Source organism: Pseudomonas fluorescens (genome assembly GCF_040448305.1).
GTDB lineage: Bacteria > Pseudomonadota > Gammaproteobacteria > Pseudomonadales > Pseudomonadaceae > Aquipseudomonas > Aquipseudomonas fluorescens_BH.
In genome coordinates this window covers 4,389,185-4,402,964 of record NZ_CP148752.1, presented here as the reverse complement: position 1 = coordinate 4,402,964, position 13,780 = coordinate 4,389,185, and the positions used below count along the sequence as shown (strand labels likewise).

11 protein-coding genes are annotated in these 13,780 nt (G+C 61.4%); 4 read left to right on the top strand and 7 right to left on the bottom strand.

Features of this window, described 5'->3' with window-relative positions:
• Positions 1 to 103: 103 nt before the first annotated feature.
• From WHX55_RS19955 to WHX55_RS19945, 3 genes are all read left to right on the top strand, one after another.
• Positions 104 to 1,219, top strand: a complete 1,116-nt coding sequence (locus WHX55_RS19955; RefSeq protein WP_150752985.1) for an SCO family protein — start codon at positions 104 to 106, stop codon at positions 1,217 to 1,219.
• A 102-nt stretch (positions 1,220 to 1,321) separates the two neighbouring features.
• Positions 1,322 to 2,815: an ATP-binding protein gene (locus WHX55_RS19950; protein ID WP_150752984.1), complete on the top strand. Its 1,494-nt coding sequence runs from the start codon at positions 1,322 to 1,324 to the stop codon at positions 2,813 to 2,815.
• Entirely contained in the window at positions 2,784 to 4,217 is a 1,434-nt protein-coding gene (locus tag WHX55_RS19945; RefSeq protein ID WP_150752983.1) for a sigma-54 dependent transcriptional regulator, read from the top strand. The genes WHX55_RS19950 and WHX55_RS19945 overlap by 32 nt, the downstream gene beginning before the upstream one ends.
• A gap of 271 nt (positions 4,218 to 4,488) precedes the next feature.
• Here WHX55_RS19945 and WHX55_RS19940 read toward each other — a convergent pair whose 3' ends face one another.
• Complete coding sequence (locus WHX55_RS19940; RefSeq protein ID WP_150752982.1) at positions 4,489 to 4,866, bottom strand: hypothetical protein; 378 nt, start codon at positions 4,864 to 4,866, stop codon at positions 4,489 to 4,491.
• Positions 4,867 to 5,038: 172 nt separating this feature from the next.
• Between WHX55_RS19940 and WHX55_RS19935 the strand changes: the two genes are divergently transcribed.
• On the top strand, positions 5,039 to 5,845 hold the full coding sequence (locus WHX55_RS19935; RefSeq protein WP_353741135.1) for a class I SAM-dependent methyltransferase: 807 nt from the start codon (positions 5,039 to 5,041) through the stop codon (positions 5,843 to 5,845).
• A gap of 966 nt (positions 5,846 to 6,811) precedes the next feature.
• Here the strand turns inward: WHX55_RS19935 and WHX55_RS19930 are convergent.
• The 6 genes from WHX55_RS19930 to WHX55_RS19905 form a co-directional block, all read right to left on the bottom strand.
• Positions 6,812 to 7,606: a ChbG/HpnK family deacetylase gene (locus WHX55_RS19930; RefSeq protein ID WP_150752979.1), complete on the bottom strand. Its 795-nt coding sequence runs from the start codon at positions 7,604 to 7,606 to the stop codon at positions 6,812 to 6,814.
• Positions 7,578 to 8,789, bottom strand: a complete 1,212-nt coding sequence (locus WHX55_RS19925; protein ID WP_353741134.1) for a GNAT family N-acetyltransferase — start codon at positions 8,787 to 8,789, stop codon at positions 7,578 to 7,580. Before WHX55_RS19925 ends, WHX55_RS19930 begins: the two co-directional genes overlap by 29 nt.
• Before the next feature lie 4 nt (positions 8,790 to 8,793).
• Complete coding sequence (locus WHX55_RS19920; RefSeq protein WP_150752977.1) at positions 8,794 to 9,480, bottom strand: N-acetyltransferase; 687 nt, start codon at positions 9,478 to 9,480, stop codon at positions 8,794 to 8,796.
• An 84-nt stretch (positions 9,481 to 9,564) separates the two neighbouring features.
• Positions 9,565 to 11,484 (bottom strand): hypothetical protein, encoded by a 1,920-nt coding sequence (locus tag WHX55_RS19915; protein WP_353741133.1) that lies wholly within the window; start codon positions 11,482 to 11,484, stop codon positions 9,565 to 9,567.
• A complete protein-coding gene (locus WHX55_RS19910; protein WP_353741132.1) occupies positions 11,481 to 12,785 on the bottom strand; it encodes an oligosaccharide flippase family protein in 1,305 nt (434 codons plus the stop codon). The genes WHX55_RS19915 and WHX55_RS19910 overlap by 4 nt, the downstream gene beginning before the upstream one ends.
• A complete protein-coding gene (locus tag WHX55_RS19905) occupies positions 12,782 to 13,780 on the bottom strand; it encodes a polysaccharide deacetylase family protein (RefSeq protein WP_353741131.1) in 999 nt (332 codons plus the stop codon). Before WHX55_RS19905 ends, WHX55_RS19910 begins: the two co-directional genes overlap by 4 nt.

Here is a 13,780-nt window from a genome sequence, read left to right as displayed (position 1 = left end):
TTGTTTTGTTGAGTGTTAGTACCTTTTTGTAAAAAAAACACATGGTTGGCGAGGTCCTTGCAAACCACCATTACCCCCCTTCACGACATCGAGGCGGCTGGTGATGGAAAAAAAAGAGCTGCATTCGCCACGCGCACGAGCCTTGGGCATGCACCTGGTGCTGATGTTGGTGACCGGTTTGCTGGCCAGCCAGCTGCTGGTCGCCAGCCAGCCGACGTCGACGCCTGCACCTGCTCCTGCAGCCACTTCCGAGCCCGCTGTCGTTGAAGACGCCACCCCGTGGGGTGGCGACTATTTCCCCAACACCCTGCTGACCGACCAGGACGGACAGCAGCTGCGTTTTTTCGATGACTTGATCAAAGACAAGGTGGTGGTGATCAACTTCATCTTCACCTCGTGCAGCGACTCCTGCCCCCTGGAAACCGCGCGCATGCGCCAGGTGCAGAAACTGCTGGGGGATCGGGTCGGCAAGGACATCTTCTTCTACTCCATCAGCATCGACCCCTTGAGTGATACCCCCGAGGTGCTCAAGGCCTATGCGCAACGCTTCCAGGTCGGGCCCGGGTGGAAATTCCTCACCGGGGAATTCGCCGACGTGACCGACCTGCGCAAAAAACTGGGGCTGTTCATCGAAGGCGTCGATAACGGGCGCAACAAGGACCACAACCTGAGCCTGATCGTCGGCAACCAGGCAACGGGCCGCTGGATGAAAGCCTCGCCGTTCGAAAATCCGTGGATTCTGGCCGACCAACTGGCCAATACCCTGCATAACTGGAAACAGCCCAGTGTGGAAGAAAGCTATGTCGATGCACCGGAAATTCGCCCGCCGAGCAATGGCGAAGAGCTGTTTCGCACCCGCTGCGCGTCTTGCCACAGCCTCGGTCCGCTGGACGGGCAGGGCATCGGCCTGCGCAGCATCGGCCCGGACCTGATCGGTGTGACCTATCAGCGCGATCCGGCCTGGCTCAAGCGCTGGATCCGCGAACCTGACCGCATGCTCGCGGAAAAGGACCCGATCGCGATGGAACTGTTCGAGCGCTACAACAGGATCTCGATGCCCAACTTGCGGCTGGATGAGCGTTCCGCCCAGTCCCTCATCGATTTCCTGCGAGAAGAAACCGACCGTCAGCATCCGCCGGTGGTGCCATTGGCCAGTGGTAACGAGGAGCCTGAACAACATCATTCGGTCGCGCAACCCGACATGCCCAAGGTGCAATAGCGTCAAAAAAATTACGTTGGCCGGTCAATGGCTATCAATGCCACCTACACTGATCCAGAAAGCGGCTGAACAGGCTCGATTTCAAGTACCCAGGACACCGCCATGCAGATACTAGAACAACAAAAAGTAGCTGCGCCGCAGGCTCCGGCAGCACAACGCAAGAGTTGGCGGCCGCAGTTCAATTTACTGCGCTGGTTTTCCCTGGCGAGCTTTCTGATCATCGCTGTGGTGGCGCTGGGGCTGGGTTACATCTCCACGCGCTTTGTGGTCGACGAAAGCATCGAGCGCGATTCGATGCTGACCGCGCAGTTCATCCATTCCATTGGCGAGGCCGAAATCCGGCATGCCGGCATTGTCCCGGGCCGAACCATGGGTGAAATGCTCGACCCGCGCATGGACGATGCCTACCCCGACGTCAACCCCGTATCCCGGGCCGCCGCGCGTGTTGAGTTTCTCGACCATGTGGAGCATCTGCCGGACATCCTGCTGGCGACGGTGTACGCCCTGGACCGCACCGTGGTCTGGTCGACCAACTCCGAGTTGATTGGTGTGCGCATCGAAGGCGACGATGAGCTGGACGAATCCTTCGAAATGAAATCGCCGGTGTCCACCAGTTACCACGAAATCGATGAGGAGCGTCCCGAGCAGCGCCTGCTGCGCGAACCGGAGTATTTGTTCGTCGAGAACTACATTCCGATGTTCAACGCCGACAAAAGCAAAGTGATTGCCATGGTGGAAATCTATAAAGAGCCGCTGGATCTGGTGGAACGCATCCAGCGTGGCTTCAAGGCGATCTGGCTGGCCACGCTGATCGGCGGGGCGGCCATTTACCTGGGGCTGTTCTGGATCGTGCGACGCGCGGCGACGCTGTTGCAGAGCCAGCAGAAACAACTGATCGCCAACGAGACCTTTGTCGCCCTTGGCGAGATGTCCTCGGCGGTGGCCCACAGCTTGCGCAACCCGCTGGCCAATATCCGTTCCAGCGCCGAACTGGCCCAGGATATCGCCAGCCAGACCGCACAGAAAAACATCGGCGACATCATCAGTCAGGTCGACCGCATGTCGCGCTGGGTCCGTGAATTGCTGGTGTCGTTGCGGCCGATGAATGACGACTGTGAAACGGTCGACCTGGTGCTGGCCCTCGAAGACACCCTGAGTGCCTTTGAGTCCTTGATCAAACGTTCGGACGTCGAAGTGCGTTTCTCCCCTGTCAGCGTGCCACCGATCGTCAGCCAACAGGTGCTGCTCACACAAATACTCAATAGCCTGTTTGCTAATGCACTGGAAGCCATGCCCAAGGGTGGCGTGCTGACGATCGAGATCGATTCCTCGGTGCCCGGCGACTTGAGCATGACCCTGACCGACACCGGCAAGGGCATGTCCAAACAACAGCAACAAATGGTCTTCAAGCCGTTTTTCACCACCAAGCAAGGTGGGTTGGGCGTGGGCCTGGCCCTGGTCAAAAGAATAATGGAACGGTTTGACGGCTCGGTTGAACTGACCAGTCGGGAGCAGGAAGGAACCCGCGTTTGTCTCAACTTCAAAGTGGCAACGGGAGGGGAATATGGAGCACAGCATTCTGCTGGTCGAGGATGACGAAATCCTCGCCGAGAATATTCAGACTTACCTGGAGCGCAAGGACTTCGAGGTAACCGTCTGCCACTCGGCTGAAGATGCACTGGAGCAATTGGGTTCTTTCGCGCCTGACGTGGTACTGACCGACAACTCGTTGCCGGGCATGAGTGGTCACGACCTGATCCAGAAGCTGCGCATCAGCGCGCCGGATCTGAAAGTGATCATGATGACTGGCTACGGCAACGTCGAAGACGCCGTGGTGGCGATGAAAGAGGGCGCTTTTCACTACGTCACCAAACCGGTGGCCCTGCCAGAGCTCAAGCTGCTGCTGGACAAGGCCCTGGCCACTGACCGCATGGAGCGCACGCTGTCGTTTTACCAGGAGCGCGAGGCCCAGAAGTCGGGGGTGCAGGCACTGATTGGCGAATCGGCACCGATGGCGTACCTCAAGGGCACCATCACCCAATTGCTCGACGCCGAACGGCGGATGGCCAACAGCGATCTGCCGCCGGTCCTGGTGGAAGGCGAGACGGGCACCGGCAAGGAGCTGGTAGCCCGGGCCTTGCATTTCGACGGCCCGCGCGCCAAAGGCCCGTTCATTGAATTCAACTGTGCTTCGATCCCGTCCAATCTGGTGGAGTCGGAACTGTTCGGCCACGAGAAAGGCGCCTTCACCGACGCCAAGGATCGTCGCATGGGGCTGGTGGAAGCGGCCGATGGCGGCACGCTGTTCCTCGATGAAATCGGTGAAATGGACCTGCTGCTGCAAGCCAAGCTTCTCAAACTATTGGAAGACCGGACCATTCGCCGGGTCGGTTCGGTGAAGGAGCGCAAGGTCGATTTGCGGGTGATTAGCGCCACCAACTGCAATCTCGAACAAATGGTCCAGCAAGGCAAATTCCGTCGCGACCTGTTTTTCCGCCTGCGCATCATTTCCATCAAGGTGCCGCGCCTGTATACCCGTGGCGCCGATATCCTGCTGCTGGCCCGGCACTTCCTGGGGCTGCATGGCAAACGCTATGGCAAGCCGAACCTGCATTTCAGCGACCAGGCCGAAGATTTGCTGCTCAGTTACAGCTGGCCGGGCAACGTGCGCGAACTGCGCAACATGCTGGAGCAAACGGTGTTGCTGGCGCAAAGCGACACCATCGCCGCCCATCAGTTGAACGTCTGCCTGAGCCTGGTGGATGAACCTCCGATGTTTCATCACGAGCCGCCACATTTCAGCGAACCTCGTCCGTTCCACAACGGCGGCGAATCCATGAACCTGCCGGAAGTGGAGCGCGACATGGTGCGCAAGATGCTCGACAAGACCGACTGGAACGTCACCAAATCGGCACGCCTGCTGGGTCTGAGCCGTGACATGTTGCGCTACCGGATCGAAAAGCTCGGCCTCGCCCGCCCGGACAAACGCCAGTGGTAGGGGGCGTTCTCAATTGGTTTCCCCACCGCGTTGTCGCCTTAAAGCTGGCCAGGCAAGGCGTAGGCCGCGGGGAATGGTTGTTCCCTTTCCAAGGCCTGCAACGCAGCATGGCCAGCTTTAAGGCACAACCCGAAGGGCCGGGCCTGCTGTTGTGCAGGGCTGTGTTGCTCGAAGCTGATTTGGAATGACCAAACTGCGCTTCTCGCGCCTTGCCCTGCACAACAGCAGACCCGGCGCGGCAGGGAAACCAATTGAGAACGCCCCCTAGTGCTCACTGCAACACCGGGCCTTGACTCAGACAGGACTGCATGCAGCCGGGGTTCTCGACTTCCTGGTTCACGTACACGCCACGCTCCGGATCGTAGGAGCGGATAAACACCCGAACCGTGGCGTCGGCCACAGTCGGCAGGCGCGAGTCGGTAAACACATGCTCGCTTGAAACCGGAATGAATTCCCCGGGTGCGGTCGGGATGTACGAACCCGGTGGCACGATGCTCATGGACGGTGGTACGGGGTGGGCGAAGGGTTGGTCGGCGCCGTAATAGTTGAATTCGCTACTGTAGTTGGTGGTGGGCATGTCGTCGGCGTGGGCGACAGCGGGCGCGCCAAGGCAGAGGGCAAGCAAAAACGTCAGGTCGGTCTTTTTCATGGCAACACCTGCTAAATCTGTTTAACCACATTCCCCCCAAGGTTATTAACTATAGCTGCCGCCGTGGACAGCCGTCGGCGCTGCGCGGATTACAAGTTCGCAACACCTGCCAGGTTGAGGTTGATCTAGACTCCGGCCGGTCAAATCGACGACCTGAACCCTGGAGCGTGCAATGGAACTGCCGACAAAAGAACAAGCCATCGCCAGTAACCGCGAGGCCTGGAATGACTCCGCCCGTCACCACAAAGACTCCTGCGAATGGCAAGCCTTGTTGAAGGGCGTGGAATACGCGGATTTTTCCTGCCTGGACGACACACTGACCGCTTTGCTGACCCTGACAGGTGTCGACGGCAAGGACGTGGTGCAACTGGGCTGCAACAACGGCCGCGAAAGTCTGTCGCTGTTTGCCTTGGGGGCGCGCAGCGTGGTGGGCGTCGACCAGTCTGAAGCATTTCTCGGTCAGGCACGGGAACTGGCGTCCCGCTCGCCCCATGCGCCGCAATTCATCGAAGCGGACATTCACCACTTGCCGGCCGGACTGCAGGAGCGCTTTGACCTGGCGCTGATCACCATCGGCGTCTTGAACTGGATGCCGGACATCGGTGAATTCTTCCTCCATGTGGCGCGTACGCTGAAGCCGGGTGGGGCGCTGGTGGTGTATGAAACCCACCCGTTCCTGGAAATGTTCGACCCCGAGGCAGCCGATCCTTTTCGTCTGGCCAGTTCATACTTCCGTCGCGAACCGTTCGTGCAGCACGAACCGATCGTCTACGAAGGCAAGGTCGAACAGCCGTCGGCGGCGTCCTACTGGTTCGTCCACACCCTGGGCGATCTCTTCAGCGCCGCCATTGCGGCAGGGTTGCAGATCCGTCACTTCAAGGAGTACCCGCACTCCAACCGTGAAGAATGCTATGACCGCTATCAACAGCAGGTGGTGCAGTTGCCGTTGTGTTTTACGTGGGTGGTGGTGAAGAGCTGAGTGATGTGTAGCTCGGACTGACGCCTTCGCGAGCAGGGTCGCGAAGGCGGCCTGACAGCCGACCTGTTTTTTGTTGATGGTGTACATATCCGTTTTTTTGGTAACGGCGGCTTATGGTTTCGCCCTTACGGCGAGTCCCTTTTGGCAGACGCCCCAAAAGGAACCAAAAGGTCTCGCCCCGAACGTACGGCCCCTCGCTAAGGCTCGGGGTTCCTTCGCTGCGGCATTCATCCGGGGGCATCGCCTCCGGTCGGCTTCGCTCGACCTCCTCTCGATGTGTTCGGCTTCGCCGAACGGCGCTACGCGCCCACCCCCGAATGAACGCCTCCACTCAGCCTGCCGAGGGGGCGGGTGGATCAAGATCAAGAGCTGCAGGCGAGCTAACGCTCGGCCTGATGAGTGGTGAAGAGCGAAGGTGTACTCTGACCTGCTTTTGCTCTTCTGTGGGAGTGGCGGTGCGGCGATCCGACTTGCTCGCGAAGGCGGCCTGACAGCCGACCAATTTCTTTCGAATGTACCCAGCCCAACTGTAGGAGCGAGCCTGCTCGCGATGACGGCCTGCCAGCTGACTCAATGCTCACAGGCGAACGAACCCCGCGATCAGGCCGGCCGGTAGGCCGCCTCGCTTTGGCTTTGGCTTTTGATCTTCTTGCCCCCTCGAGAGGCCGAGTGGAGGTTCTGTGCAGTGGGCAACCCGGCATGGATGCCGGGTTAGCCGCCGCCGGCCATGGATGGCCGATGGCGGCGGGCCCACGGAGCAGGACCGGAGCGAGGGCATGCCGAGCCTTGGCGAGGCACCGAACGTAAGGGGCAAGAGCCCTTGGTTACTTGGGGCTTTTCCAAGTGACCCGCCGTAAGGGCGGAACCCTAAGTGGCCGTTACCGCAGAAACGGATATGTACACCATCAAAACAAATGCGCCTGACACATAGCCATCGCGGGGCCACGCTCCCACAGCGATTGCGGATTACTCCAGAACGCCCTGTGCGCGGTGAGGCGCAGCATCGCCCGCAGCGGTATAGGCCACCCGCGGCACACCCGGCAAACGCTGCTCCAGCAAAGCACTCAAGGACTCTCCCGGTTCCAGGTAGGCATCGCCGAAGTCGGCGCCGAGCTGGTTCGGGTGGGCGACGATTTCCAGCAGTCCGTCGGGCGGTGGCTCGGCGTTGCGCAGATCCACCGGGGTGCACACGTAGTCGGCGGTGGCACCGGCCAGGTTGCTCAGGCGACGGTTGAGCAGGTCCTTGAACACGCGCTTGGGCAGGCTGAGGTTTTGCCCCAGGTTGCGCGCCAGACGCACCGGCACCCCCTGGCGGGCGGCGAAGCGCGCGACGATCTCGCCGATCGGCCAGATGTTGTGCACGTGTTGATGGGAGTCCAGGTGGCTGGGGCGCAGGCCGTTGTCCAGGCAGCGCTGCCACTGGGCTTCGAGTTCTTCGAGCACGGCGTGGCGATCACGGCGCCCGAGCCAGAGGCGGGTGCGGGGCAGGTTGAGGTCGAACACGCCGGCACCGTCGCAAAACGTCGGACGCTGCACAATGCTCTGGCTCAACGGCCGGCCATAGGTCAGGTTGAAGTGCAGGCCAATGCGGCCTTCGAGCAACGGATGCCGGGCCAGGACGCAAGCCGCTTCGAACGCCGGCATGTTGGCCATGGCGGTGGCGGAGCTGATGAGCCCGGCCTGGAACGCGCCCAGAATCACCGCGTTTTCGCAGGCACTGAGGCCGAAGTCGTCAGCGTTGACTATCACTTGCCGAGGCATGTTCACCCTCCTTGAGTTTTTCCGTAGGCGCAGGCGCTTTGACCGCAGGTGCCGCGACGGGCGCCGGGGTGGCGACTGCGGCCGCGGCGCGCCGGGCGCGCCATTGCTGCAATCGGGGTTTGAAGCGTTGCCAGACCCGCAAGGCCAGCCCCAGCAGCAGACCGCTGGGGCGCCAGGAGTAAAAACTCCAGCGCCAGTGTTCCAGTTGCCCGGTCATGCGTTCGTGCAGTTGATGGCTGGAGTTTTCCAGGCTGACCCGCGACGCATCGATCCACAGCCAGTTGTCTTCCAGGCCCCAGCGAATCCACTCTTCGAGCAGCACCCGGCCGCTGCCCAGGTCGGCATATTGCGGCAGGAACGCCAGATTGTAGTCGTACAGTCGGCCCTGCTCCAGCAAGCCGAGGCGATAGCTGATGCAGCGCCCCTCCAGTTCCAGCAACACCACGCGCACCAGGCCTCGGGCCGCCAGGGCGGTGAAGGCGCGGTCCATCCACTGGCGATGGCGCGCATCGGCAAAGATCCCGACCCCTTCATCGCCTTTCCAGCTCACCGCTTCGACTTCACTGATTTCCTGCAACAGCGGCCCCATGGTCAGTGAGTCGGGGGTAATCCGCCGCACCAGGGCACCACACGCGGCGATGCGTTTGCGCGCCCGGCGCAGTTTGTAGCGCGGGTCGCCGGAGACTTCCTGATGGTCGGCCTCGCTGATCAGGTGCACCGGCACCCGACAGCTGAGGCGTTGTTCGGCGGTCGAACTCAGTGCCTGCCACGGTGCCAAGGCCTGCGCCGTGGAACCGACCAGTTCGTTGAGTTGAAGCACGGCATGGGGCAGGCGTTGACGGATCTGCGCCAGCGCCTTGCATAAATTGTCGCCTTCCAGCCTCGTCAGCAGCGCGAGGCGGTCGGTGAGGGGATAGCCCAAATGATGCAGGACCCGAAACGGCAAACGCGCAAAGCGCTCCACGGACGCCACCAGCGGCAGGCACAGCGCCAGTTCTTCACCCTGCCAGCCAAGCAGCACGTGCAACTGCTCGCCGGGTTTGAGTGCCAGTTCCGAGGCGTATAGCCAGGCCAGGGTGTTGAACGGCGTGTGGTCCGTTACGCGCTTGCGCAACGATTCATAAGCCGCAATCGGAAAGTCGTCGGTGCACAGCGAAGTGCGCCATTCGAATCGTGCAGACATAGGGTCAGCTCGCCTCGGCTGGAACAGGAGAGGGTGCCGGTTTGCGCAAGGCATCCAGGCGTGAACCGCTGTAGCGGGTTTCGCGGAAGAAGCGCCAGCCGAACAGGTGGTAGATGTTCATGATCCGTCCCTGCTCGCGATACCCCATGCGCATGTGCAGCTTGAGCGCGGGAATGTTGTGGGACTCGCAGATATCCACCACTTTGTTGCAGCCCTGATCAGCCATGGCTTTCCACAGGTTCAGCTGGAAATCGACCGACAGCGTGGTGCCCCGGTAGGCAGGAATCTGCTCGATGGCGAACTCGAAGAACTCACCTGGCTTCACCGGGAACATGCAGCCGTAGTAATGACGGTCGAAATAATCGCGTGTGCTGCCCCAGATAAAGGCCACGGTATCGCCGTTTTCATCCAGATACATATGCCCGGTGTACCCTTCGGACGCCAACTCGGCCATGGTGCCCACGCGATCGCCGAAGTGTTTGGCGAAGGCCACGGCGTTCTGTGGGGTGATGGTTTCCAGTCGCAGCGGTGTATAGGGCCGCAGCTTGTGTGGCGGTACCGGGCTCGCCAGATCGCGCTCCATCCACAACAGTTCTTCGTGGAAAAATACGTAGTGTTTCCACAACTTGCCGACGGTGGCGCGCAGGCCTTTTTGCTTGATGTGATCGCTGAGTTTTTTCAGAGCATTCATGTTTTTGACTCCTGACGGTGTTGGCCGTGAGTGGAGTGACTCAAGGCGCGACGAATCGTCCACGCGGTAAAAAATCAATGACGTTCATGAGGTGCTCCAGCTGAGGGCAAACAGGGTTTCTCCTGGTAAATCGAAGCTGATGCGACCCTCCAGGCATTTGAAAGATGCGTCGCGACTGCGGTTGTCGGCGCCGAAATAGAGCAATGCTCCCTGGGTCAATGGACATTGCGCACCGGCCAGGCTCACACGCTGCAAGCGTGAGCCTTTGTTGACGCCCAGCAGGCTGCGTTGGTGTCCGGCAGACATGGCCAGCACGTCAACCTCGAAGGCGTCGTTTTCCAGGCGCATGACATCGTGTAGCCAATGCTGGCGGATAAATTGTTGCGCCAGGCCTACGGGCTTGAGCTCGAATTCATCCTTGCCGAGCACGCGCAACATGCCCTTGGGATACTCAGGTTCGTCGGCGGCCTGGAACCAGCCAAGCATGTCGAGCAAGCCGTCTTGGGAAGCATTGATGATGACCGAGGCCCACCATAACGAGGCGTAGTGGGTTTCCTGATCGTAAGGGCTGAGGCTGGCCCCGCTGGACATGTTGGTCTGGTCCAGCAACAAGGCTTTGCGCGGTCGTCCCTGGGCGTCGAGCCCCACCAGCTCTGCCGCTTTGCGTACGCTATCGCGGTAGACACGGGTCGCCAGCAGGTCGCGGACCATCCATTCGTGCCAGGCCAGCGCATCGATCTTGTCGCCGGACTCGGCCAGCAAGCGTCGGGCCCAGTCGATGCCGCGCTTGTCGGCGGCATGGTCGATGAACGGGCCATTGACGAACCGGGAGCTGGCCGGCATGGCGATGCGTACGCCGGCTTTGGCGTTGTCCGGGTTGCTGCGCACTTGCCAGGCCATGCTGTTGAAGAGGCGCTTGTAGCTGGCGTAGTCCGGGTAGTTGAGGTTCGGTTCGTCGGCAAAGCCGATGTAGTGCGTGCCCTTGCCGCCAAGCGCACGTGTGGCGGCGAGCCAGGCATCGAGGCCGGCGTTGCTGGTGGTGTCGGCGCGCAGGTCGGCCTTGCGCTGACGGCCGGCCAGCAGGGTGATGTCCTGAGTGATGCCCAAGCGATCCTGATACAACCGGCGGAACACGTCTTCGTAATGCGGCCGCGTCGCCATGATGTCGACCAGGCTGTAGTAGGTTCCGGCCTGTGGTTGCAGGGCATCGAGCACGGCGAAACTGGAATCGGGCAGTCGCGCATAGGGCAGGGCGATACCCAGGTTCGGGGTCTTGCCGAGCACGTCGTTGTGCAGCGTCAGCCGGGTCTGGCCTTCGTCTTCGCGCAAGGGTTTGAGCTGTTGCGGGTTCTGGGCGAACAGGTTGGCCGTGCCGTCGAGCCAGAATGCGACCTTGCCGCTACCGCGCAGGTGCAGGCGCCAGACTTGATCGGTGGTTGCAACAGGCAACTCGACTTTGTCGAACTGCCAATAGGCGGGGTAAGGCTTTAGAGACAGTGAAAGTTGTTGGCCGTCACTCACGCGCTGCGCTTGCAACGCGCCGACGCCGCCGTGGTATTTACCGGCCAGCACCGCGTGCTCACCGGCCGCGACCTTGAAATACAACTGGTCACCGTCCCGGGACTCGGCGCTGAAATGCACCTTGGCCGGGGCGAACAGTGCGACGGTGTGGTCGTCGTGCTCAACCGTATAACGGCGGAAGCTGTAGCCAGGAATTTCCAGTCGATAACTGGCGGCACCCGGCGCCAGGGTCCAGCGTTGACTACCGCGGGGCTCATTGGCGGCAATCAGTCGTTCGCTCTGGAGTTTGCCCTGGCCGTCGAGCAAGTACAGGTGTTCTTCGTTGGCTTCAGCCTGCCACACCGGGGCCCAGAGCACTGTCAGGGTGTCGGGGCGGTCCGTTTGCAGGTACAGGCTGCCGTCGCGGATATCGGCCCAACGCATGGTTGCGGCTTCGGCGCTCAGCCCGAGGCCAAGACTCACCAGCAATAACAGGCGTTTCATGCCGATTTCCGTTGCAGCATCAGCAGCATCGGCACGATGTCGCCGGGCAGGACGATGAGCGTTTGCCAGACCGGCACGTGGCTCAACCGGCAATACACCACCAACAGCGCCAGGGTCACGGCCAGGTACGCGATAGAGGACGCCGCTGCTGCGCCGACGATGCCGTAGGTCGGGATCAGCAGCACATTGAGCGCCAGGTTGAGCAGGGCGCTGATGCCCATCAACAACGAAATCGTGCCGGGCCGGTTTTTGCCCAGCAGGTCCAGGCGCAGAATGCTCATGTAGCACAGACCCAACAGGCCTGGCAGCAGCGCCAGCAACGCAGGATAGGCAGGCTGATAGGCCTCGCCAAACAGCGTCACGATCAACCATTCACCCACCACTGCCATGGTCAGGCAAGCGCCGAGCATCACCGTAGCGGTCAAGCGCAAGGCCAGAGGCGTGACTTTTTCGATGCCTGCTTCCTGTTGCAGCAGACGCTTCATCAGCGGCGTGGTCACTGCTTCCGGAACGATCAGCAGCAACTCGGCGGCCGCGCTGGCCATGGCGTAGTGACCCAGCGCCGTGGTGCCGAGCAGGGCGCCGATGAACAGGTAGTCGGAGCGCAGAATCACTTGCTGGAACAGCAGGTCTGGATGACTGCGAACGCTGTAGCGCAGCAGTTCGTTCTGACTGGCGCGGTCCCATTGCAGACTCAGCGGATGCTCGCGCTTGAGCCACACCCAACCGGCCAGCACCACCAGGCTGATCCCCGTCAGCCAACTGATCAGCGCCGCTTCCAGGGCCGCGCTTTTCCACATCCAGAACAGGGCAAGGAACACCAGCAGCGGCGCCAGCGACTCGATCAGGCGCAAGGCATTGAAGGCGACCACGCCGCCCGAGGCGTTGTGCAGGGTCAGCAAACCGCTTTTGAGCACGGTCAGCGGCACCGCCAGCAGCAACAGCCAAGCGAGCAGGCCCAATTGCGTGGTGATGTCCAGTTCACTGCCGAACTCGCGGGTCAGCGCCACCACCAGCAAGGTCAGCAACGCCGCCGGTAGACAACCGAACAGCAGCACCTGGCTGAGCAGCAAGCCCATCGGTCGCTGCTTGGCCGCCTGGTAGCCCACCGCTGAATTCAAGCCGCCGCTGGTGGCAGCGCTGATCAGGTCGGGCAGGGCGCTGAGCAAGGCAAACAAGCCCCGTTCGCTGGGGCCTAAAATCCGCGCCAGCAACACGTTACGCAGCAAGCGCAGGGCGATCATCGCCAGTTTGGTGCCCATGCTCAGGGCCAGGTGCCTGAGGTAGTTGTTGCGGCTCATGGACGCGCCCCACGGTAGATGCGCCAGGACAGCAACCCGGGATTGCGCGCGGTACGCTGGCTGACGCCGAAGCGTGGCAGGGCCAGTGGATCTTCGGTTCCTCGATAAATGCCGGTGCCGGTGCCCAGGGCAAACGGGAAGTCATGCCTGGCCACCTGTTGGCGCACCCGCGCATCGTTGTCGCCATTGGGGTAGCAGTAAACCGGCAACGGCCGGTTGCAACCGTTGAGCAGCGCGTCGCGACTGCGGCTTAGTTCTTCGTCCAGGCGTTGATCGTCGAGGCCTGTGAGTATGGCGTGGCTGGCACCGTGGGGGCCGAAGCGCACCAGGCCAGACGCTTCCAGGTGGCGCACTTGCTGCCAGTCCAGCGCCTGGGGCAACGACTCTTGCGGGCAGGCGTCGGTCAGGCGATTGAGGTCCAGGGGCGACAGGGTTTTCAGGCTCTGCAAAAAGTTCAGCAACGCCAGGCTGCGGCGTTGCGGATCCGGGTCATCGCACAGTGCCGGCAACGGGCGCCCAAGTTGCTGTTGGCATTCGATCAGGTGCCGGCGTGCCTGTTCGCCATGGCTGTTCCACAGTGTTTCGCCGATGCTTTCCCACCAGAAGCGCTGGCGGCTGCCAATGAAGTCGGTAGACAGAAAGATGCTCGCCGGCACCTGGTGTTTTTGCAGCAGCGGGAACGCGTTCACCGCGTTGTCGCGCCAGCCGTCGTCGAAGGTCAACGCCACTTTCGGCCGCTCCGAGCGTGCAGCCGGTTGCAGAATGTCCATCAGCGGTACGCAGTCGAAGTGTTTTTTCAACCACACCAGCAGATGTTCGAACGCCTTTGGCCCGACGCACAGTTCATTGCGATGGGGCAGTTCGGCGGCCTGGTCGCTGGCCAGCACCCGGTGCAGCATCAGGATCACCCCGGCGCCGTGCAGTTGATTGCGCCCGACCGGGGAGTTGAGGTACAGCCAGCCACTGGTGCGTTTTAACAGTTGTTTGATCGCCAC